The sequence below is a fragment of the Gluconobacter albidus genome (genome assembly GCF_002723915.1).
In the GTDB taxonomy this organism is placed as follows: domain Bacteria; phylum Pseudomonadota; class Alphaproteobacteria; order Acetobacterales; family Acetobacteraceae; genus Gluconobacter; species Gluconobacter albidus.
On record NZ_BEWL01000010.1, the window covers coordinates 1 to 21,061 of the forward strand.

At 56.8% G+C, this 21,061-nt stretch carries 20 protein-coding genes; 11 read left to right on the forward strand and 9 right to left on the reverse strand.

From position 1 onward, the window contains the following. Positions 1-81: 81 nt before the first annotated feature. The gene (locus GAL01_RS11400; RefSeq protein WP_062028114.1) at positions 82-867 is read right to left on the reverse strand and encodes a meso-2,3-butanediol dehydrogenase; all 786 of its coding nucleotides are present in this window, start codon (positions 865-867) and stop codon (positions 82-84) included. A 120-nt stretch (positions 868-987) separates the two neighbouring features. Here GAL01_RS11400 and GAL01_RS11405 point away from each other — a divergent pair, with 120 nt between their 5' ends. Continuing rightward, complete coding sequence (locus tag GAL01_RS11405; protein ID WP_062028112.1) at positions 988-1,314, forward strand: YnfA family protein; 327 nt, start codon at positions 988-990, stop codon at positions 1,312-1,314. Between the two features lie 33 nt (positions 1,315-1,347). Here GAL01_RS11405 and GAL01_RS11410 read toward each other — a convergent pair whose 3' ends face one another. Further along, on the reverse strand, positions 1,348-2,076 hold the full coding sequence (locus tag GAL01_RS11410; RefSeq protein WP_062028122.1) for an ABC transporter ATP-binding protein: 729 nt from the start codon (positions 2,074-2,076) through the stop codon (positions 1,348-1,350). Beyond that, positions 2,076-2,915 (reverse strand): ABC transporter permease, encoded by an 840-nt coding sequence (locus GAL01_RS11415; RefSeq protein ID WP_062028110.1) that lies wholly within the window; start codon positions 2,913-2,915, stop codon positions 2,076-2,078. Before GAL01_RS11415 ends, GAL01_RS11410 begins: the two co-directional genes overlap by 1 nt. A gap of 237 nt (positions 2,916-3,152) precedes the next feature. Between GAL01_RS11415 and GAL01_RS11420 the strand changes: the two genes are divergently transcribed. After that, positions 3,153-4,316 (forward strand): acyl-CoA dehydrogenase family protein, encoded by a 1,164-nt coding sequence (locus GAL01_RS11420; RefSeq protein WP_062028108.1) that lies wholly within the window; start codon positions 3,153-3,155, stop codon positions 4,314-4,316. A 68-nt stretch (positions 4,317-4,384) separates the two neighbouring features. On the opposite strand, the gene GAL01_RS11425 is transcribed toward GAL01_RS11420, so the two are convergent. The 4 genes from GAL01_RS11425 to GAL01_RS11440 form a co-directional block, all read right to left on the reverse strand. Next, positions 4,385-5,992 carry a rhodanese-like domain-containing protein gene (locus GAL01_RS11425; RefSeq protein WP_062028105.1) on the reverse strand — a complete coding sequence of 536 codons (1,608 nt, stop codon included), beginning with the start codon at positions 5,990-5,992 and terminating at the stop codon, positions 4,385-4,387. After that, a complete protein-coding gene (locus GAL01_RS11430; RefSeq protein ID WP_062028103.1) occupies positions 5,989-6,585 on the reverse strand; it encodes a cysteine dioxygenase family protein in 597 nt (198 codons plus the stop codon). The genes GAL01_RS11425 and GAL01_RS11430 overlap by 4 nt, the downstream gene beginning before the upstream one ends. A gap of 13 nt (positions 6,586-6,598) precedes the next feature. Then, on the reverse strand, positions 6,599-7,405 hold the full coding sequence (locus GAL01_RS11435) for a class II aldolase/adducin family protein (protein ID WP_062028101.1): 807 nt from the start codon (positions 7,403-7,405) through the stop codon (positions 6,599-6,601). A 140-nt stretch (positions 7,406-7,545) separates the two neighbouring features. Further along, complete coding sequence (locus GAL01_RS11440) at positions 7,546-8,640, reverse strand: LLM class flavin-dependent oxidoreductase (RefSeq protein ID WP_062028099.1); 1,095 nt, start codon at positions 8,638-8,640, stop codon at positions 7,546-7,548. A gap of 133 nt (positions 8,641-8,773) precedes the next feature. Here GAL01_RS11440 and GAL01_RS11445 point away from each other — a divergent pair, with 133 nt between their 5' ends. From GAL01_RS11445 to GAL01_RS11485, 9 genes are all read left to right on the forward strand, one after another. After that, positions 8,774-9,658, forward strand: coding sequence for a LysR substrate-binding domain-containing protein (locus tag GAL01_RS11445; protein WP_062028096.1), 885 nt, complete (start codon positions 8,774-8,776; stop codon positions 9,656-9,658). 97 nt (positions 9,659-9,755) lie between these two features. After that, on the forward strand, positions 9,756-10,445 hold the full coding sequence (locus tag GAL01_RS11450) for a peroxiredoxin-like family protein (RefSeq protein ID WP_062028120.1): 690 nt from the start codon (positions 9,756-9,758) through the stop codon (positions 10,443-10,445). Next, complete coding sequence (locus GAL01_RS11455) at positions 10,435-10,980, forward strand: flavin reductase (RefSeq protein ID WP_062028094.1); 546 nt, start codon at positions 10,435-10,437, stop codon at positions 10,978-10,980. Before GAL01_RS11450 ends, GAL01_RS11455 begins: the two co-directional genes overlap by 11 nt. A 22-nt stretch (positions 10,981-11,002) precedes the next feature. Continuing rightward, positions 11,003-12,067 (forward strand): ABC transporter substrate-binding protein, encoded by a 1,065-nt coding sequence (locus GAL01_RS11460; RefSeq protein WP_062028092.1) that lies wholly within the window; start codon positions 11,003-11,005, stop codon positions 12,065-12,067. Positions 12,068-12,141: 74 nt separating this feature from the next. Next, complete coding sequence (locus tag GAL01_RS11465) at positions 12,142-13,062, forward strand: ABC transporter permease (protein WP_231865241.1); 921 nt, start codon at positions 12,142-12,144, stop codon at positions 13,060-13,062. Continuing rightward, a complete protein-coding gene (locus tag GAL01_RS11470) occupies positions 13,056-13,841 on the forward strand; it encodes an ABC transporter ATP-binding protein (RefSeq protein WP_062028089.1) in 786 nt (261 codons plus the stop codon). Before GAL01_RS11465 ends, GAL01_RS11470 begins: the two co-directional genes overlap by 7 nt. A gap of 141 nt (positions 13,842-13,982) precedes the next feature. Then, positions 13,983-14,924: an ABC transporter substrate-binding protein gene (locus GAL01_RS11475; protein WP_062028086.1), complete on the forward strand. Its 942-nt coding sequence runs from the start codon at positions 13,983-13,985 to the stop codon at positions 14,922-14,924. 11 nt (positions 14,925-14,935) lie between these two features. Beyond that, positions 14,936-16,258, forward strand: a complete 1,323-nt coding sequence (locus GAL01_RS11480; protein WP_062028084.1) for an LLM class flavin-dependent oxidoreductase — start codon at positions 14,936-14,938, stop codon at positions 16,256-16,258. A 147-nt stretch (positions 16,259-16,405) separates the two neighbouring features. Further along, a complete protein-coding gene (locus GAL01_RS11485) occupies positions 16,406-18,919 on the forward strand; it encodes a TonB-dependent receptor plug domain-containing protein (protein ID WP_231865239.1) in 2,514 nt (837 codons plus the stop codon). A 146-nt stretch (positions 18,920-19,065) separates the two neighbouring features. On the opposite strand, the gene GAL01_RS11490 is transcribed toward GAL01_RS11485, so the two are convergent. Both GAL01_RS11490 and GAL01_RS11495 read right to left on the reverse strand, forming a co-directional pair. Beyond that, entirely contained in the window at positions 19,066-19,926 is an 861-nt protein-coding gene (locus GAL01_RS11490) for an SDR family oxidoreductase (RefSeq protein WP_062028082.1), read from the reverse strand. A 113-nt stretch (positions 19,927-20,039) separates the two neighbouring features. Next, entirely contained in the window at positions 20,040-21,047 is a 1,008-nt protein-coding gene (locus GAL01_RS11495; protein WP_062028081.1) for a putative FMN-dependent luciferase-like monooxygenase, read from the reverse strand. Between the last annotated feature and the right edge of the window lie 14 nt (positions 21,048-21,061).

A 21,061-nucleotide genomic window follows, 5' to 3' on the forward strand; every position in this document is an offset into this window, starting at 1 on the left:
AGGGTATCTCAATTCAGAAAAAGGTTGACCGGGTTTTAAGTAAAAAAACTCGATCTTCCCTCTCCGGAAACTTTAACAAGCTCAAGACATCGGGAACGGGGGCTGGCCGTTGGAAGCCGTTACGCCCCCGTCTACCGGCATGATGAGGCCTGTAATATAGGCGGCATCACCGCTGGCCAGAAATGTGATCGCGGCGGCCATGTCTTCCGCCTCCCCCAGACGCTGTAATGGGACCCGGTCTTCAACGCTTTTCACGAAGGCTTCGTCCTTCACCGCCTCTGCCGTCATGGCCGTACGTGTAACGGAGGGGCAGATCGCATTGACACGCACACCATCTTTACCGTGGTCCATGGCCATGACACGGGTGAGATTTACAACCCCTCCTTTGGCAACATCGTAATATGCCGTGTTCCAGTCCCCGCGCATGCCGGAAACGGAGGCAGTGTTGACGATATTGCCTTTGGTCGTGATCAGCAGGGGAAGAAAGGTGCGGCTGACGTTCAGGGTGCCAGTCAGGGTCGTCGCGCAGACAGCGCCCCAGGTTTCCAGATCACAGTCCAGAACGGTGCCCATAGCCGTTACACCAGCATTATTCACCAGAACATCAAGCTGATGGAAGTACTTTTTGACGAATGTGCAGAGCGCCTCAACCTGCTCCGGAACAGAAATATCTGTCAGTGATGCTACTGCGTATTTCGGGTCCAGCGTCTTCATGACGTCATCAAGTTTTACCCTGTCCCGGTCAACAAGCACGACATGCGCGCCCTCTTCGAGGAACCGGAGCGCCGTTGCGCGGCCAATTCCTGAAGCGGCACCTGTAACGAGGACTTTTTTACCTTCAAAGCGTGATAACCCATGGATAGGCATGAATAATGTCCCTGTGTTGCTGAGGACATAAAGTCTCGTCGTGGCGGATGGTTGCCAGGCGTTCTGCGAGCAGCTTTTACAGGCCTGACATCCGCGAATTTGCCTTTTAGGATGCTGCCTATGGAATCATTCATTTTCTACACTTGTGCCGCGGTGGCAGAGATCGCCGGGTGTTACGCCTTCTGGGCATGCTTCAGGATGTCTAAATCGCCTTATTGGCTGATTCCCGGTCTCATTGCTCTAGTCATCTTCGCTTTTCTGCTCACGCGCGTTGAAAGCGTGGAAGCAGGGCGCGCCTATTCTGTATACGGAGGGATATACATTCTCTTTGCGGTGCTCTGGATGTGGGGCGCGGAGGGCGTGCGTCCTGACCGCTGGGACATTTTCGGACTGACTCTGTGTCTGGCAGGCGCCGCAGTTATTTTCCTCGCCCCCCATCGGGGATGATGGGCTTACACTGACCTAACGCTGTGCCGGATTTCAGGAAGCGTGAACCCCAAGGGCATCGAGAAGCAATGTCCGGAGGGCTTCGAATGGGGGATCGGCATGTCGTCTCGGGCGCGGTAGCGGAATGGAAACATCCACGCGGATCCGGCCACGTTCCAGCACGACTGCCCGGTCCGCCAGAAGGAGCGCTTCGTCGACGTCGTGAGTGACGAGCAAAACTGCACAACGATGTTTTTCCCACAGATCCGCCACCAGCTGCTGCATTTTCAGACGCGTCAGCGCATCCAGCGCCGCAAAGGGCTCATCCAGCATCAGAAAGGCTGGTTCCCGCACCAGCGCCCGTGCAAGTGCCGCACGCTGCGCCTCTCCCCCGGAGAGCGTGAGGGGCCATGCGGTTTTGCGGTGTGAAAGGCCGACTTCATCCAGAACGGTTTCCGCCCTCTGGCGGATGTCTTTGTCCTCCTGCCCCAGAACAACGTTTTTCCACACACGCTTCCATGGCAGAAGACGATGTTCTTGAAAAACCACCGAGACATCCCGAGGCCGTTTCACGGATCCTTCCGTCACCGGATCAAGGCCCGCAAGCGTTCTCAAAAGCGTGGATTTTCCCGACCCACTATGTCCCAGCAAGGCTACGAACTCTCCCGGTGCGATGGCCAGATCCAGTCCATCCAGTACGGGAGCCCCGCCATTGAACCGCTTTGTCAGTTGCTCAACGATAACAGCAGTGCCGCGTCCGATTTCCTCCTCTGCCCTCTTCATCATGCCTGCTGCCCTTTCCTTCTGTCCGGGCGCCATGCAAGTAGTGCAGCTTCGAGAAAGCGGACGATCTGGTCGGACAGCAGGCCCAGCATGCCGTAAACCAGCAGACCGACGAGGATGATGTCTGTACGAAGGAAATCCTCAGCATCCATCATCATGTGACCGATGCCGCTTTCCGCGTTGACCTGTTCGGCCACGACGAGCATCAGCCACGAAACGCCAACCGCGTAGCGCAAACCCGTCAGGAAGTCCGGCAGGGCGCCGGGGAGAAATACATCTTTGATGGTCTGCCAGCGCGTCAGGCCCAGCGTTGAGGCCATTTCCAGCAGTTTGGGATCGATGGTCCGGATGCCTTTGTGAAGGTTCAGGTAGATCGGGAATGTCGCTCCAAGAGCCACAAGCAGAACCTTCGGGGTCTCACCAATTCCAAACCAGAGAATGAACAGAGGCACCAAAGCGAGCGCCGGCAGTGTCCGCAGGATCTGCAGCGGCGCATCGACAATGTCTTCTCCCAGGCGGGACAAACCGGAAATGAGAGCGAGTACGACACCTGTGCTGATGGCAATGCCCAGACCGCTCACCGCCCTTAGAAGAGAGACACCCAGATTGTAGGGTAACGTCCCGTCGCGCAGAAGCGACCAGCCCGTCACGGCAATCTGCGCGGGTGACGCCACCAGCCGCGTTGAAATCATTCCTGAAGAGCAGGCAAGTTGCCAAAAACAGACAAGCAGAAGCGGAGACGCATAACGCCGTACAAAAACGAGCTTTTCCAGAGTGAGCTTCTTTTTTCGGGAGTCTCCCGTCTTGTGTGTTCCTGTCAGGATGATGGTGTCTGACATCGGGTTAACTCCCACAGGCGGTATGTTGAGAAAACCGTTTTCCAGCTTCCGGGTCCGAATGTCAGGTGAGTATTCTCAATGCTTCTGTTTGACGGGATTTGATTGTCTCTGCCTTAATGGAGCGGCACGATGCGTGTGTTTCTGTCATCTTCGCTGGCCCGGATCTCACAAAAACATTCGACCAAGACGGTATGTGTTCCTGACAGACAGGTAAAATTGGAAGAGCGGAGATCCGCCATGGGTGACATTCCTTTTTCAGAAGCAGCCGGGTCTTCATCTTTGGATGACGTTCTCGAAAATCTGGCAGAACTTTTTGCAAAGCGTGCCCCGCGATATGATCGGAGCGGCAACATCTCGACAGAAAACCTGCGTGATCTTCAGGATGCAGGCTTACTGTCTCTCGCTCTTCCAAAATCCGCCGGTGGACAGAATATCTCCCTTCAGACCATCGTGCAGATCGTCAGTCGGCTGGCGCAGGGTGATCCGTCTACAGCCCTCATCCTGGCCATGCAGTATCTCCAGTCAGGCTCATTCGCACACTCATGCCTGTGGTCGGATACGGTGAAGCAGGAAGTCTTCGAAAGCATTCAACAGGAAGGCGCACTCATCAATGCCCTTCGGGTCGAGCCGGATCTCGGAACGCCCGCCCGTGGCGGCCTGCCAGCGACCACAGTCCGTCGGCAGGGAAATACATGGCGCCTAAACGGCCGCAAAATCTTTTCAACGGGCTCAACCGCGCTGCACTGGGGCATTGTCTGGACCAGAACAGATGAAACCGAGCCGCGGGTAGGCCCCGTTCTGGTTCCGCTGGATCTGCGGGGCGTGCGGATAGAGAAAAGCTGGCATCAGCTCGGCATGCGCGCCACAGGGAGTCACACGATCATTTTCGATGATGTTGAGGTTCCTGAGCGCTATCTGGGCCTGTTGACCACGCCTGCGACTTCTGAAAACAATCCGCTTGCAATCGCAAGCTGGCACGCCGTCGTTGTGGCTGCCCTGTATGATGGTATCGCGCAGGCCGCACGGGACTGGCTGGTGACATTCCTTCACCAGCGTGCTCCCGCTAATCTCGGCGCGCCCCTCGCAACCCTGCCGCGCTTTCAGATCCTTATTGGAGAAATTGATGCGCTCCTTCTGTCCAATACAGCCTTGATCGAACATGCAATCCGCCTGACGGAGCTGGGAGGGGAAAGCGAAGCAGCCGCTGGACTGGCCAAGCAGGTCATCACGGAAAATGCCATTGCGGCTGTCGATAAAGCCGTCGCGGCCATCGGCAACCCCGGTCTCAGCCAGAATAACCCGCTGGAACGTCACTACAGGGACGTTCTGTGTGGAAGAGTACATACCCCGCAGGCCGACAGTGCTTTCCTTGCTGCCGGACGGAAAACCCTGGGGGTCTGAAACAGAAAGGCCCGACCACTTCGCAAAAAATGGCCGGGTTGCAACATTCTGCGCGGCTGAGGAAGAATTCAGGTGTGCTCCAGAACCCTGAAGCCGTGCGTTCCGTCTTTCTCGAGCTGGGCAACCAGTCCGAACTCCCAGTCCAGATAGGCCTGCATGGCCTCCGCTGCGTTATCCGTTCCCTCATAAGGACGCTTGTAGACGTCATTTGGAACAGAGAGAGCCATCGCTTCATCAAGCCCTGTTTCAATCGGGTATCCCGCCGCCTTCCAGGCGTCTGTACCGCCTTTCAGAACCCGCACCCGCGCTCCTGTTTCGGTCAGATCCGGCGTAGCAAGATGTGCGGCGATGCCATCGGGAGACACCAGAATGATATCTTTTGCTTTCTGAATAACTGGCGAAGACACCAGATCCGGCCGAATCACGAAACGGGCCCCGGCGATATGATTTTTCCGGAAAACCGAACTGCTCGCCAGATCCAGAATGAGGGCCTGTGCATCTGCAATTAGACGCCCCAGTTCTTCGGCGGAAATGGTTTCCACCTTCGGTAAAGGCCGCGCAGGATGTGGCGCTTCCGAGCCTGTTTCTGACGGCAGGCTAGCCCATGAGATGAGAACATACACCTCATTCCAGCCGAGCTGTCTGAGCCAGTGAGCCGTCATGCGGGCACGGACACCATCGTCATCCGTCAGGACAATAGTCCCATGACGCACCCCGATCCATTCATCCGTAGCCTGAACAAGCTGCCCTCCCGGAGCACACCTGAAACCAGCCAGATGCCCCGTGGCGTATTCTTCGGGAGAACGCACATCCAGCCGATAGACCGTTCTGTGGGGATCTGACAGCAGGGCTTCAAGGCCGGGTTTATCGACATAACGAACTCCCGTTTTCCCGGCGAGATGTTCCGCACGGTTTCGGGCAGCTTCAAGATTGGGTTCTGAGATATCCGGCCCCGTCCTGTCCGCCCCATGTGCCAGCGACAGACCTTCGAGCGTCCAGCCGATGGTTCCATTACGCAGGGCATAGACGGGGTTGGGAATTCCAGCGTTGATCAGGGACTGGGCGCCGATGATGGAACGGGTGCGCCCCGCACAATTCACCACCACCATTGTTTCGGGAGATGGCGCGATATCCCTGATGCGAAGAGCGAGCTCCCCCCCGGGGACCGAACGCCCTCCGGGAATGGACATCACATTGTATTCAATGAACCGACGGGCATCGAGAATGACCAGATCATCTCCCCGTTCAATCCTGTCATGAAGCTCCCTGGCCGGAAGCGACGGCGTATGGCGGACATGTTCGACCAGTTCGCCAAAAGCCTTGGACGGCACATTGACGTCAATGAAGATTTCTCCGCCTGAACGACGCCAGCCTTCCAGCCCACCCTCCAGTGCGGAAACATCCGTGTAACCCAGGGCGCGGAGCAGACGGACCGCCTGCACTGTCCGCCCTTCCCCATTGTCATAGACGACCACAGGAACGTCTCTGCGCGGCACAAGTCCTGCAATCCGTTCTTCAATCCGTCCCAGAGGAAGATTAACCGCAAACAAGGGATGAGCCGAGGCAAACAAAGCTTCCTCCCGCACATCCAGCAGGGCGATTTCCTCGCCGCTTCTAAGTTTCGCCCGGACGGCTTCGGAAGTCGTCAAAGGCTGAAGACGGGTGATGGTGTTCATGCAGCTTTGCTCCTGGAGCGGTCCCAGAGATTTGGAACATCCTCACTCGAATATCCGGAAATGAAGGTCTTCTCGACGCCACTGCCCTCTTCATAGACAGCGCGCGAAACACCGCCGATATTGGCGCCATAGACGTGAATGGAGATGGAGGTCCGATCCGCCAGAGCGTTGGCGACGAGGTGATAGTCGTTCACGCCCGGCAGCAGAAACGAGACCTCACCCGGTTCGAGATAGCCGGTCTCCCCTTTTGCGAAGGTTCCATCTTCGCGCCGGGTAAACTGCGTCTCGCTTTCCCTGCCCCGAAGCATGCCGATCAGCCCCCAGACACGATGATCATGCAGTGGCGTTTTCTGCCCGGGCCCCCAGACGAAACTGACGACGGAAAAACGCTCCAAAGGATCACAATGAAGCAGATACTGGCTGTAGCGTTCCGGATGGGGCCGCGTATACGGCTCGGGCAGCCAGTCATCACGCGACACAAGCGTTTTCAGCAGTTTGGCTCCTGTCTTCTGGATTTCCACAGGAGTGGAGCGTTCGTCAAACAGCCCCGTAAAAAGGGTTACGAATTCGCGCAGGGGTTCAATGCTCGTCATGAATGGGGCCCCCTCAGTCCAGAAATTCAGGCTCAAGGGTGACGATCCAGTCCCAGAGGGGTTGGAAAGAATAATAGGCTCCCTGCGCCGTTCCGACCTGACTGGCTGTCAGACGGGCAATTTCCGGTGCGATCGGCTTCAGGGGGCCTGCGGCCTGCGCCAGAAGCTGCGTGTGGGCTGCGTTGTCCATGGCCAGGAACCACCAGGCCACAGCCTCCACCGTTGGCCCTGCCGTCAGCAGGCCGTGATTCTGCAGGATCAGAGCCTTCCGGCTTCCGAGTGTTGTGGCAAGACGGTCGCCTTCATTGTCATCCAGCACAACACCGCTGAACGGATCGAAAACGGCATGGTCTTCGTAAAAGGCACAGGAATCCTGCGTGATCGGCAGAAGCTCCGTTCCGAGCGCTGAGAAGGCCTTTCCATAGGTCGAATGTGTATGGGCTGCCGCGATGACATCCGGCCGCGCCCGGTGCAGGGCGGAGTGAATGGTGAAGCCGGCCGTGTTGATCGGACGTTCGCCAATCAGGATGTTGCCTTCATGATCCACCAGCTGAAGATCGGAGACGCGGATCTGGGAAAAATGCACTGCCAGCGGGTTTATCCAGTACCGGTCTGGAAATTCAGGATCCCGAGCCGTTACATGGCCCGCCAGCCCCTGGTCAAAACCATATCGACCGAACAGCCGGAACGTTGCAGCCAGACGCTGCTTGCGGTGCAGCCGCTCTTCTTCAAAAGTCGCGGCTGGTTGTCTGGGCTGAAGGCGATGGCTCCGTGCGCGGACCTCCTGCAGGGAGGAGATGTTCTGTAGCGTGGCACTCATGACGATCTTCCTAGAAGTCAGTATCCGCGGCCAGCAGCCAGAAGGGAGTCCAACGGCCGGCCGTGAAAAAATTCTCGATGTTCCGGATGATGAGGGGGCGTTTTTTGACGGACCTGTCAGGGGAATGTCTGCCCAATGCCTCACGCAGCCTTTTGGCCGACGCGCTGGTCTTCTTTCGCCACCAGCGCGCGAACACGCGGGAGCAGGTCCCGTCCATAGGCATAGGCATCGGCCAGCGGATCAAACCCACGGATCAGGAACGTCGAAATTCCCAGGCGATAATAGTCCAGAAGTGCTTCGGCCACCTGATCCGGCGTTCCGACAAGAGAGGTTGAATTCCCCTTGGCCCCCGTCAGTTCGGCGATGCCTGTCCACAACCGTTTGTCCAGCCGCGAGCCCTGCTTCGCCGCAGCCAGAAGCCGCCGTGATCCCTCATTCGGGATAACGGAAGAGCGGGTATATCCCGTCTTGTCCTGAAGTTGCCGGGCCTGTTCAAGGATCGCATCCGCCTTTGCCCAGGCTGCCTCTTCCGTTTCCGCCAGAATCGGGCGCAGGGAGAGCGAAAAACGTGGTGGAGCGCGTCCGGCTTTTTCCGCTGAGGCCCGGACGCGGGCGATGGTTTCACGAACCTGTTCGTAGGTTTCACCCCACAGAGCATAGATGTCTGCCTGCTCACCCGCCACCGCAATGGCTTCCTCTGACGAGCCGCCAAAATAGACCGGGATCGCCTCCCCCTGATAGGGCTTCACCAGAGAACTGGCGCCTTTTACGGTGTAAAACCGGCCTGCATAATCAAAAGGTTCCTGACTGCCCCATTCTTTGCGCAGAATTTCCAGATATTCGCGTGTCCGGGCATAGCGATCAGCCTTGGTGGTATGATCGCCATCCGCCTCAAGTTCGACATCGCTTCCGCCCGTGATGATATGCACCGCTGCCCGCCCGCGAGAAATCTGATCAAGTGTTGCGAGCTGACGTGCCGCCAGCGTGGGCGCCGTGAACCCGGGACGGTGCGCTACCATCAGCCCCAGATCCCGGGTACTGGCCGCCACGTGCTGCGCCAGCAGAATACTTTCGGGCGAATTGGAATGGAAAGCGATCAGCACACGATCAAAACGGCCATTTTCATGAATTTTGGCAGCGGTCTCGATATGGTCGAGATCGATGACGGGCCCTGAGGGGGGAATGGTTTCAGAATGATTCCGGCTGCTTACGAACCCAATGAATTCCACGGGCATGTCTGAACCCTCCAAATAAAACACGATTGACTATTGCATCCACGACATAACACTCTTCATACAGAGTGCTTCCAACAAGAAACACAAAACACACACTTTTATATAGTTATTTATCCCAGCGTGGAGTGTCGCCATGTCCAGCCCTTCTCTCCCGCAACGCATGGCTCGCAATGTCCCTACCGAGCTTCTGCGTTCTTTTGTCGCGATCGTGGAAGCCGGGTCCATGGCACAGGCCACAGAGACCATTTTTCTGACCCAGTCAGCTTTGAGTCTCCAGATGAAGAGGCTCGAAGACGTCCTTCAACAGAAACTGTTCCGGCGTGACGGGCGCAAGCTGGTCCTGACCCCCGCCGGCGAGGAACTTGTGGCATACGCACGCCAGCTTCTCGCACTCAACGACCGGATCATGCACAAGCTGGGTGACGTCTCAGAGCCTGAGCCGATCACCATCGGGATGGTGCAGGATTTTGCCGACACACTGCTGCCGGATGTCCTTGCCCGTTTCCGGCTTGAACATCCCCGCTGCCGCCTGACAATCCGCGTTGGCGGGTCGGCGGAACTGCTGGAAATGTTTGATCGCTCCCGGCTGGATATCGTTCTGTGCCTTGGTCAGCACGGCGACCGCCCCAATTCGTCCTCACGCATTGTCGGCCATGACCGGATGGCCTGGCTGGGGGATCCGGGAACACTGGATCAGCCGGAAATTCCCCTTGTGCTTCTGGAACCACCCTGCCGTTTCCGGGAAGCGGCCCTTCGAACGCTTGCCAAAGCCCGCCGTGATTACCGGATCGTGCTGGAAACGCCGCATCTTCCTGCCATGCGGGCAGGCGTACGCAGTGGACTGGGCGCCAGCTGCCGGACGCGCCGCTTTGCCGCTGCCGAAGGACTTTCCATTCTGCCGCCGGGTCTTCTTCCGGAAGTCCCTGAAATCGAAACCGTCCTCGTCCAGAGGAACGGCATTCCCGACACAGCTCTGGATCTCGCGGACCTTCTCGAACAGGCCGCCTCAGATCAATGACGGGTCGTAAACTGTTCCATCAGGAAAACTCCTTGGCCTTCATGCTGCCCCATCACCCATGCTTGTCGGGTCCAGTTACCATCAGGGTCTTTCCAGCATGAGCACTCTTTCACCTCTTTCCCTGCAAAGCCGATACAGGAGCCTTGAGGCTGAACGACGTCAGACATGGCCTCCGGAAGACGTATCCCGAAATATTGCACAAAGGCAGGCCATTGCGCGTGACCACGCCCGAACCTCCCATGTCGAGGTTGGGGATGTTCTGCCGTACCACGCGTTCCTGGACGCGAGCGGAGCAGCGGTTTCTTTGGATGACCTGACCGCCTCCGGGGCAGCAGTCCTTGTTTTTTTCAGATTTTCAGACTGTTCCGCCTGCAACATCGCCCTTCCCTACTATGCCGAAACCCTAGCCCCCAGCCTTAAAACTGCCGGCATTTCTCTGGTCGCGGTTTCTGCACAACCCTTCCCTGTGCTGGAAGAGATAAGGACGCGCCATGATCTTCCATTTCCCGTCCTGAATGACCCGGGACTGACGCTCGCGCGGATTTTGGGCATTACCTATGTTTTTGACGACGCGGCGCGCGATACCGCCCTGAGCAAGGGAGAGCGTAGCCAAGCGTTGAATGGTACCGAAAGCTGGGAACTCCCAAAACCGACGATCCTTGTTCTGGAGCCGGGGCGCATCGTGAGCTTCGTGGAGATTTCGCCGGACTGGATGAACCGACCTGAAACAGAGACGATTCTGAAAGCGCTTGACCTCACGGACAAGGGCGTTTCCGATGCCGCATAACGCGATCGCCCTCTCCTTTGCCCGCGTTGAAGACGTACAGCCTGTGAGGCAGGAAGACTTCCGTGAGGCCATGAGCCTTCTGGGAGCGCCGGTTGTGCTCGTCACCACTGACGGTCCCGGCGGTCGACAGGGCCTGACTGTTTCAGCCATCAGCAGCGTCAGCGATACCCCTCCAACCGTTCTGGTCTGTCTTAATCGCAGCAACCGGTCCCATCAGGCTTTTCTGAAGAATGGTGTCGTGGGGATCAGTATTCTCTCCCCTGCCCATGACAGGCTTGCCTCTTCTTTTGCAAGCCGCTCGATCAGTGCAGACAAGAAGTTTTCCAGCGCCCCGTGGGTCACGGCAGAAACAGGGGCGCCACTCCTCTCAGATGCTCTCGTCACGCTCGACTGTACTATTGAAGCCATACACAGCGCCGGGACACATGACGTCCTGTTCTGTGGCGTCAGAGCCATTACCACCAATTCCGAAGCTGAACACGGCCTGGCATGGTTCTCGCGAGGCTTTCATCACCTTCCGGTCAAACGTCCCTGACACTCCTGCAGGATCAATTCCGATGTCCATCACTCCATTCCCGTCCCGCCGCACTGTTCTGACGGGTTCTCTTGCAGGGCTTGCTGTCTCGGGCCTTTTCCGGAACGTTCTTGCGCAGTCCGCAACGCCGATGGATATGAGCACCCGGCGTCAGGCTGCTGGCCCGGCGACGGTCGAACCCGTTCCGGGGCCGGCCCGCAAACTCACAATCGCCTGGAACGAAGCCTCGATCTGCACTGCTGCGGTGCCGGTTGCAAAGGCCAAGGGGTTTTTCAAAAAATACAATCTCGACATTGATTACGTCAATTTTGCCGGTGCCACGGATCAGCTTCTTGAAGCCCTGTCCACCGGCAAAGCCGATGGCGCCCCCGGCATGGCCCTGCGCTGGCTGAAACCCCTCCAGCAGGGTTTCGACGTCAAGCTGGTCGCGGGCCTGCATGCAGGATGCATGTATCTTATGACGACGCCCCCAACAGGGATCAAAACCCTGCCGGACCTGAAGGGCAAAACCATCGGCGTCACGGATATAGGCGGCCCCGACCGGAATTTTTTCAGTATCCGACTCAAAGAAGCCGGAATTGATCCTGAAACCGACGTCCAGTGGCGACAGTTTCCGGCCGATCTTCTGCCACTTGCCCTCCAGCGCGGCGATATTCAGGCCTTTTCGGATGCCGATCCGTTTTCCTACCCTCAGCGGCGCCAGTTCGGCCTTATCGACATTGACAATAACATGAAAGGAGAATGGGCCAGCCTGTCCTGCTGCGTCATAGGCTTGCGCGGCAGTCTGGTCCGCAACGAACCCAAGGTCGCTGCGGCCGTAACTCGCGCCATTCTGGAAGCCGGTGCATGGCTCGCCTGCAATCCGGAAGAAGCCGCCACTATTTTTCAGCCTTACGCCCCCAGGGCAAACGCCGCAGATCTTGCAGCCATGCTGAAGATGCAGGGCCATCATCACCAGACACTGACGCAGGATTTCAGGCAGGAAATCGTCCGTTATGCCGATGCTCTGAAACAGGTGGGCGTTTTCCGCTCCTCCCTCGACAGTGAACGTTATGCAAAGCGCATCACACAGGATCTCTTCATCTGATGCAGAACAGCCAGACGATATCAGAGCCCACTAGAACCTCTGCCATCCGTACAAAGACCGGAAATCCAGGCCCTGTGCCCGCACCGTTCTGGCCCTGGCTGGCTGGCCCTGCCTGGCTTCTGGCTGCACTGCTGACATGGAAGCTGCCGGACGGGGATGACTTCCCGGATACGGATCGGTTCGCTCTCCTGCTTCTTGCGGTAGGCCTGTGTCTCCTGATCCTCACGGCTACCAGACGCTTGAAAGGGCGTGCCCCGTGGGCTCTGGCTCTGGGTCTCGGATTGGGCCTATGGGAAGTGGTGCAGGCCAAATTCCTTCTGCTTCCTCGACCATTTTTTGGAACACCGCAGGATTTGCTGGACGTTTTCCTGACAGACTGGAGACGTCTTGGAGACAGCCTCTTTCACTCCCTGCTCCTGCTTGCCATCGGGTATGCTTCCGGTTCTGTTCTCGGTATTATCACGGGCGTCGCATTGGGCAGATCGCATCACGTCCGCTACTGGGTGCGTCCGCTCATGCGACTGATCGGGCCTTTGCCGCCCGTCGCTCTTCTTCCCCTGACATTCGTGATCTTTCCTTCCACCCGTCTGACTGGTGAAGTCCTCATGGCGCTCGCTGCTGGCTTTCCCGCCGCTGTTCTGACCTGGTCCGGCGTTTCGGCTGTGGATCCGGCCTATTATGACGTTGCCAGAACGATGGGCGCCAGCAATCGTTTTCTTGTCCTGCGCATCGCCCTCCCCGCCGCCACGCCGCAGATCTTTGTCGGGCTTTTCATGGGGCTGGGCTCGTCTTTCGCCATGCTGGTTGTGGCAGAGATGCTGGGTGTCAAGTCAGGCCTAGGCTTTTACATGCAATGGGCCCAGGGCTGGGCGGCTTATCCCAACATGTATGCCGCGCTTCTCGTTATGTCTGTGATGTGCACGACCCTGATGACGCTCCTCTTCAAACTGCGCGATCATTTCCTCAAATGGCAGAAAAACGGTCTCAAATGGTAATCTCACCTCATCCCGTTTCGCCCCTCGGCCTGACCCTGTCCCATATCAGCCATAGCTATGACATGCCTTCAGGAACTCGCCCTGTTCTGGACGATGTCAGCCTTGATATTGCGCCCGGCGAGTTCGTCGCCCTGATTGGTCCTTCGGGTTGTGGGAAATCCACGCTCCTGCGTCTAGTCGCAGGGCTTGAAACACCCGACACAGGCGAGGTGCTGGCAGAGGACGTCCTGGTTACCGAACCGGATCCCAGCCGCATCATCATGTTTCAGGACCCGACGCTTTATCCCTGGCGGACAGTCCGTGGCAACATCTCTCTTGGACTGGATATCCGTGGAGAAAGAAATCCCGAAGCTGTTGCCGCAGCCATCCGTCTTGTGGGCCTTGAAGACTTCGCGAAAGCCTGGCCCCACCAGTTGTCCGGCGGCATGGCACAGCGCGTTGCGCTGGCCCGTGCCCTTATCAACAGCCCCCGTCTGCTCATTCTTGACGAACCTCTCGGCAAACTTGACAGCCTGACCCGCCTTGCCATGCAGACCGAGCTGTTCCGGCTGTGGAAGAGGCAGGGCTTTACGGCCCTGATGGTCACTCACGATGTGGAGGAAGCACTGCTTCTGGCATCGCGCGTCATTGTCTTCAGCCCGAGACCAGCCCGTATTCTGGCTGATATCCACGTGAACTGGCCGGAGCCGCGGCATCGCGAAAATCCGCGTCTTCAGGAGCTTCGCGCTCATATCCTTGAACAGCTTGAAACTGGCATTTCCAACATCGCTGCTTCCTGACAGGCAGTCTGTCGAGCTGCGCCTTTTCAGCAGACCGGGAGACTATCAAATAATTCTAAATATACTGATAAAGCTAACTCGTTTTGCACCGTCTGCTCTCCCTGTTGAAATTGGTTATTCCTCTTTCAGCAAGGATCGCCCATGTCATTCAGTCGTCGTATCTTTCTTGCGGGTTTATCCTCAGCGGCTGGCGCAAATCTGCTTTCCGCCTCTCGTGCCCTTGCCGCAACGTCCCTGCATGTCGGCGACCAGAAAGGCGGGGCAAGAGCCCTCCTCACTGCAGCGGGCCTGACGGAGCGGTCGTCGGTGCCGTTGCAATGGAGCCTCTTTGCCGGTGCTCCGATGTTGATTCAGGCTTTGACGGCAGGTGCTGTGGATGTTGGCGTGATCGGAGATGCCCCGCTCGTTTTCGCACAGGCCGGCGGCAGCCCGATCAAAGCGGTTGCGGCCATCCAGACAGATGGCACGATGACGGCGATCGTCGTCCGTAAGGACAGCCCCATCCGTAGCGTACGCGATCTCAAAGGGCGTTCTGTCGCCACCCTGAAAAGCCAGACCGGACATTATCTGACGCTTGCAGCCCTCCGCGATGCAGGACTGCAGGATGATGATGTCCACTTCGTCTTCATTCCTCCCACAGCTGCAAAAATGGCCCTGCAAAATGGCAATGTCGATGCCTGGGCAACATGGGGCCCCTATATCGCAGACGCCAAGATTGATGACGGGGCGCGGGAAATCGTGAACGGGGGCCGCCTGATGAGTGGTCTGAGCTATGTTGTCGCAACGGATGAGGCGCTCCAAAATCAGCGGAACGCCATAGGCGCCTACAACCGCCTTCTCAGCGAGGGGCATCAGTGGATGCTCACCCATGCGGAGGACTACGCCGCCGCATGGGGCAAAGAGACGGGGCTCTCCCTTCCCGTCGCGCACGAAGTCGTCCGGACCTCGATGGCAACCGTCGTGCCCATCACACCCGACATCATCAGGAAACAGCAGGGCGTTTCCGATTTTATGACCGCAACCAAAATGATCTCCGGATCGTGGAACGCAAAAGCCATAACCGATCCGGGCGTGGCCTTTTAGGAGACTTTTGCATGACGGCTTTACGCAGCACGCGCGCGCCCTTTGTTCTTGGGGCTTATTTTACGGGTTCAGCCACCAACGGAGATGCCTGGCGTGCGCCGGGTGAGGACACGGACGCCGATCTCTCGTTCGAACGTTATCGTGACTATGTCGCAACTCTGGAAAAAGGGCGCTTCGACGCCATTTTTCTTTACGACAACGTCCTGCCCGTCCCTGATCCTTCGCGTATTGCCCGCACTCCCGCCCTCGCGCGCTGGGACACTTTCACCCTGCTTGCCGCGCTGGCGGTTACGTCTTCTCATATCGGCCTGATCGGCACGGCCTCAACCACTTTCAACGAACCCTACAACATCGCGCGGCGTATCGCCTCTCTTGATGTGCTGAGTGGCGGAAGAGCGGGATGGAACGTCGTGACAGCTACGGGCGGCGGCGAAAATTTCAACCTCGTTTCCCATGTTGATCATGCTCTACGCTATGAACGCGCCCATGAATTTGTCGATGTCGTCAAAGGATTGTGGAAGAGCACCGAGACGGAAGCTTTCATCCGGGACAAACACACTGGCGTGTGGCTCGATCCCTCCCGCGTGCACCCCCTGAATCACAAAGGCCGATTCTTTCAGGTCGCCGGGCCGCTCAATGCGCCGCCTCCCATTCAACACCCTCCCATTCTGGCACAGGCGGGTGCCTCAGGCGCGGGAAAGGAGCTCGCCGCGCGCATAGGCGAAGTCATCTATACTGCCGAATACGATATCGATGCCGCCCGCGCTTACCGCGCCGATGTTCTTGAGAGAGCTGCGCGTTATGGACGTGATGAACGGCATATCCGCATTCTGCCGGGTCTCGCGCCTGTTGTCGGAAGGACGGAAAGCGAAGCACGCCAAAAATTTGAGCGTTATCAAAGTTATCTCGACAAGGCCGATATCCTGCAGGCCATTTCATCCTATTCCAGCCTTGGAACAGACCTGTCCCAGTGGCCGGAAGACAAACCCGTCGAACTGGGTCTGGTCGAAGAAACCAACACCCACAAAAGCCGTCAGTCCCTGATCGTGGACTGGATCCGGAAAACCCGCCCCACAGTCAAAGACATCCTCCAGAATTTCACGCGTGGCGGACACCGCCTTCTGGTGGGAACTCCGGCGTCTATCGTCGATGAAATCGAGGAATGGTATCGCACAGGTGCCTGCGATGGTTTCAACATCATGTTCACATCCGCACCCGATGGAATCAATGATTTCGTGGAGCTCGTTGTTCCAGAGCTTCGAAGGAGAGGCCTAACACAACAGGCTTACAAAAGCAGAAATTTGCGGGAAAACCTGAAAATACCGTCTACATAAAACAATAATTTAAAACTCTGGTTTTTAATAAACTCATTTTACTTAAAAAAAGGATCAATCATATTGATTATACACTTATGAACTCACCCAAATATTTGGAAATTCGAAATGAAGGCTTCGTTCTCTATCCTTCGATGGAATAGACATGTGGCAGTCCCGTTAAGCCTCGTTTCCGGCATTCTGCCACCTGTAACAGGTTGGGCGCAGACTGTAAGGAGCACAACCGCCCAGACACCTGAAGCGGTAATCGTTACGGGTACACGATCTTCCGTCAAAGCCTCGAAAAGCATGTCTCCTATTGCCATTTTCACGGCGGCTGACCTGAAAAAAACCGGTCAGACCAGCTTGAAGAATGCTCTCGTGGCCCTTGATCCTTCAGCCAACAACACACCCGGCTATCCGGGCCAGCTTGGCTTCACTACCAAGACGATGTCTCTGCGGGGTCTTGGGGCGAATGAAACGCTCGTACTGGTCAACGGGAAACGTCGGCATACCATGTCGTCTGTTTTCTATGGGGGCGCCATGCAGGGGCAGTCTCCCGTCGATCTCGACATGATCCCGATGAGCGCCGTCGATCATATTGAAATCCTCAAGGATGGTGCGGCTGCCCAGTATGGCTCCGACGCCATCGCTGGCGTGATCAACATCATCCTCAAATCCGCAGATCACGGAGGTACTGTGGATGTCGGATATAACCAGTACGGCTCAAGCGTTGGGTCGCTAGGAGATTACGGCAAAGGCGGAAACCTGAATTACAATCAGGGCTTCAAAATAGGCCGGGACGGCTACCTGAATCTGACGGCAGAATTTGTCGGCAACCAGTCCACGAATTATGGTGGCTATGTCCCCAAGACGCAGGGTGGAAGCCCGGTTCTGCTATACCCGCTCCTTGCTGACGGATCGCAGGATCCTCGGGAAAACGGTAACCGTTACCGCCAGATTTCAGGCAGTCCGGAGTCCGAGCGGCAAAGTGTGGCGTATAATCTTGAAATTCCCTTGAACGAGAAAATCCGGTTTTATTCTTATGCCACCTATACCCACCGCACGTCTTTCGTCGCCGCCTGGTACCGGCCGTCAAACTCCCAACAGAATATCATGAGTGTTTATCCGGACGGCTATCTGCCGACCGATACGACTGAGGATAATGATTTCCAGTTTACGAGTGGGCTGAAAGGGGATGACTTCTTCGGCTGGCACTGGGACGGCAGCGTCAATTACGGTCGTAACGACAGCAGCATCGGCATCCAGAACACCATCAACAATTCGCTCGGCCCGGACAGTCCGCACAATTTTCACCTGCAATCTCTGGCGAACTCTGAGCTGACAGCGGATTTCGATATTCGTCATTCATTCCGGACAGGCCTCTTCAAAAACCCTCTTCAGGTCGCAGCCGGTATTGAATATCGCTACCAGCAGTACGAGGTGGACGCAGGTGAGCATTCAGCCTGGGCGGATGGCGGCTACATCAATCCTGCCAGCTACGTCTTCCCCAATGCGACTCCCGCCCTTCCCTTCGCATCCGGTCTGGGCGCAACCTCTCCCTCTCAGGCGGGCACCCATTCCCGGATGAATGGCGCTTTTTATCTCGATCTGACCCAGAAAGTGACGGACAAAATAACGGTTGCCCTTTCCGGTCGAGATGAACAGTACAGCGATTTTGGCAACGCACTGAGCGGGAAAGCTTCACTTCGCTACCAGGTCACGCCCTGGATCGCACTGCGCGGATCAGCCAGTAATGGCTTTCATGCTCCGACGCTCCAGCAGGAATATTACCAGAGCACGGCTCTTTATTATTCCATTCTGCCCAGCACCAACCAGCTCGTGCAATCCTATACGAACTACGCCTCCGTCACGAATGCTGGTGCACGGGCTCTCGGTGCAACGCCTCTCAAACCCGAAACCTCACATAATTTCAGTGCTGGCTTCGTTCTCACGCCTCTCAAACGGCTTGATATCTCTCTGGACGCCTATCGTATCGACATTTTCAACCAGATCGTTCCCATTTCTGTCTCCGGCGCAGGCGTTTCCGGCGCGACCGTACTGAATATCCTTCATCAGGAGGGTATCGTTCCGAACGACGGTCGCTACTACGGCTATACTTACGAACGGAACGCAGCTCATACCCGTGCCATGGGCCTTGACCTTCAGGCGCACTATCTCAGCAGTTTCGGACGAGCCGGAAGCGTTCTGTGGACTGTCATGATGAACCAGCAACAGCACCAGATCATGAGGGTCAATCCTCTGAACGTGAACCTGGGTTCTGGCGTTACGGCACTCTACCGCAGCCAGATCGGCAACATTACCGCGATTTATCCCCGCAATACCCTTCGTCTCAGCGGAACTTGGAACATAGACAACTGGAGCACGACCGTCCGGGTCTCACGTTATTCAAAAACTCAGCTCTGGAGCGATCGCGGGGCCGCTTATGATCAAACGGTAGCTCCCGCATGGCTGATGGACTTTGATGTGTCCTATACTTTCCCGAACCGTATCCGCGTTTCAGCAGGCGGCAATAATGTCTTCAACCACCGTCCACAGACCCTCAGCAAACTGGCGCAGGGTGCCCAGTCTCTCCTTCAGGTGAACCCGAACTACAGCTATGCTTCAGCATATGGGCTGGATGGGAGCTATTTTTATGGGCGTGTCAGTTATTCATGGTGAAACCCAGAATGACCGCGTGAAGCTGATACCTTGGCCGATGATCCTTGAACCTACACTCCAGTTCGAAGGATTGAGACGACCGAGACCGCTCTGTCTGTGCCTCTTTTTGCAGTCAAACCGCTGCAAGAGGCACATAAGGAGATTTATCAGCCGTTGATGATCATCCCACCATTCACATGCAGTGTCTGGCCCGTTACGAACGACGCATCCTCGCTTGCCAGATAAACATAAGCTGGGCCCAGCTCGGCCGGATCACCACAACGCCCCATCGGCGTATCCTTCCCCAGGTCGGCAACCGCCTGCGGGTCAACAACACCCCAGCTTGCCGGCTGGAGCGGCGTCCACACTGGTCCCGGAGCCACGGCATTTACCCGGATGCCCTTCGACACCAGCTGAAGCGCCAGAGCCCGCGTCATCCCCATTTCCGCTGCCTTGGTCGTGGAATAGGCCAGAAGAGCCTTGTTTCCTGCAAAAGCATTAATGGACGATGTGTTGACGATGGCGCTGCCCTTTTTCAGATGTGCAAGTGCCGCGCGAACAAGATAGAAATAGCCGTTGATATTGGTGTCCATGTGAAGTTGCCATTCCTGATCGGAAATGGCTTCGATGTCTTGTTCCACGATCTGAACTCCGGCATTGTTGACCAGAATGTCCAGTCCGCCAAGTTCCTTTACCGTGTGCTCCACGGCGTCGTTACAGATCTGACTGGAAGAAACATCTCCCGCGATGGCGAGCCCTTTACGTCCTTCTTTTTCAATAAGACGGACCGTTTCCTTGGCATCCTCATGCTCTTCCAGATAGAGGATCGCAACATCCGCACCTTCGCGGGCAAAATGTATAGCCGCAGCACGCCCGATCCCGCTATCTCCCCCGCTGATCAGGGCCTTCTTTCCTGCGAGTTTGCCACTTCCGCGGTAATCAGGGCGGATATGGATGGCCTTGGGCTGCATCAGCTCTTCAAGACCAGGCTGATGGGTCTGGGACTGCGGAGAGATATGATCAGGCATGGGACAACGCTCCGAAAGGGTTCAGGTGCTTTCAGAAGAAAACACTTCCTTTCCGTTTAACTGCCGAAGCGGACAAGCGTTGCCTCACGTCTTTGCGGGATGGGATCCGGAGGTTAGTTCGTGCGGGAAAAATATTCGTGCAGCACAGGTGCAACCTGAGTAGCGAAAAGCTCCAGAGAACGCAGAATATACGTATGTTCCGGATCAATGGAATGCACCTGAATGGCAATTTCGGTCGCATGCTCCAATGTCCTGTCCCGCAGAAGGGAAGCAACGACTTCTTCCGGTGTGCCAATGTGCACGTCAAAGGTGCGGATCAGGGTATCAATATTCGTATCATCTATCGTATGGCCTGCGGCACGGAATTTCCTCACCTGACGCGATAGGCCTTTTTCCGCCAGTCGCAAGGCCTCGGCCCGATCATCGGCAACAAAAACCGACCGTGACGCCAGAATTCGCGGGTTCCGACCGTCAGGAAGGGCGTTGAGGTAGGCTTCCACCATTGGAACCTGCAATTCCCACAATGAAGCATCCGGTTTTTCCGGCCGGCGGGGCTGCGTACGCGACAGTAGCAATCCGTCACCATCGCTCCCTGCCCGCTCCCCCCCGAATACGGAGAACGTTGCCTGCCAGCTACGGTTCTCAAGCCCCGTGCCACCCGGCCACAAACGGTTGCCGTCCGGTAATTCTTCTCCGGTCCATGCCGATTTCACCGTATGGAGTTTTCGGTTGAAGACGGCATGTCGATCCGCAAAATTCTCACCAAATGCCGGATAAGACGTCGGGGTTCCCCCAGAGCCAAAACCGACTTCCAGTCGCCCTCCTGATAAAATGTCCGTAACAACAGCATCTTCCGCAACCCGCACAGCATCTTCCATGACGAGCGTGACAACGCCGGTTCCCAGACGAATTCGAGACGTCTGGGCAGCAGCATGAGCCAGAAAGGGAAAAGGAGACGGAAGGCCGCCTTCATCCCCATGGAAATGGTGCTGCGCAACCCAGGCGCTCTGAAAGCCATAAGCTTCAGCAGCCCTGATCTGCTCCAGCGCAAGCGCATATCGCTGAGCGGCAGGGACATCATCCAGAAGGCGGGTAAAAAAACCGAACTGTTTTTGTGACACGGACCAGATAACTT

Excerpts from the sequence above, each read along its gene's own strand:
- GAL01_RS11430 (WP_062028103.1), bottom strand. The coding sequence starts at position 6,585 with ATGACGAGCATTGAACCCCTGCGCGAATTCGTAACCCTTTTTACGGGG.
- GAL01_RS11490 (WP_062028082.1), bottom strand. The coding sequence starts at position 19,926 with ATGCCTGATCATATCTCTCCGCAGTCCCAGACCCATCAGCCTGGTCTT.
- GAL01_RS11435 (WP_062028101.1), bottom strand. The coding sequence starts at position 7,405 with ATGAGTGCCACGCTACAGAACATCTCCTCCCTGCAGGAGGTCCGCGCA.
- GAL01_RS11410 (WP_062028122.1), bottom strand. The coding sequence starts at position 2,076 with ATGAAGAGGGCAGAGGAGGAAATCGGACGCGGCACTGCTGTTATCGTT.
- GAL01_RS11475 (WP_062028086.1), top strand. The coding sequence starts at position 13,983 with ATGTCATTCAGTCGTCGTATCTTTCTTGCGGGTTTATCCTCAGCGGCT.
- GAL01_RS11425 (WP_062028105.1), bottom strand. The coding sequence starts at position 5,992 with ATGAACACCATCACCCGTCTTCAGCCTTTGACGACTTCCGAAGCCGTC.
- GAL01_RS11460 (WP_062028092.1), top strand. The coding sequence starts at position 11,003 with ATGTCCATCACTCCATTCCCGTCCCGCCGCACTGTTCTGACGGGTTCT.
- GAL01_RS11480 (WP_062028084.1), top strand. The coding sequence starts at position 14,936 with ATGACGGCTTTACGCAGCACGCGCGCGCCCTTTGTTCTTGGGGCTTAT.
- GAL01_RS11405 (WP_062028112.1), top strand. The coding sequence starts at position 988 with ATGGAATCATTCATTTTCTACACTTGTGCCGCGGTGGCAGAGATCGCC.
- GAL01_RS11440 (WP_062028099.1), bottom strand. The coding sequence starts at position 8,640 with ATGCCCGTGGAATTCATTGGGTTCGTAAGCAGCCGGAATCATTCTGAA.
- GAL01_RS11400 (WP_062028114.1), bottom strand. The coding sequence starts at position 867 with ATGCCTATCCATGGGTTATCACGCTTTGAAGGTAAAAAAGTCCTCGTT.
- GAL01_RS11450 (WP_062028120.1), top strand. The coding sequence starts at position 9,756 with ATGAGCACTCTTTCACCTCTTTCCCTGCAAAGCCGATACAGGAGCCTT.
- GAL01_RS11455 (WP_062028094.1), top strand. The coding sequence starts at position 10,435 with ATGCCGCATAACGCGATCGCCCTCTCCTTTGCCCGCGTTGAAGACGTA.
- GAL01_RS11445 (WP_062028096.1), top strand. The coding sequence starts at position 8,774 with ATGTCCAGCCCTTCTCTCCCGCAACGCATGGCTCGCAATGTCCCTACC.
- GAL01_RS11420 (WP_062028108.1), top strand. The coding sequence starts at position 3,153 with ATGGGTGACATTCCTTTTTCAGAAGCAGCCGGGTCTTCATCTTTGGAT.
- GAL01_RS11415 (WP_062028110.1), bottom strand. The coding sequence starts at position 2,915 with ATGTCAGACACCATCATCCTGACAGGAACACACAAGACGGGAGACTCC.
- GAL01_RS11470 (WP_062028089.1), top strand. The coding sequence starts at position 13,056 with ATGGTAATCTCACCTCATCCCGTTTCGCCCCTCGGCCTGACCCTGTCC.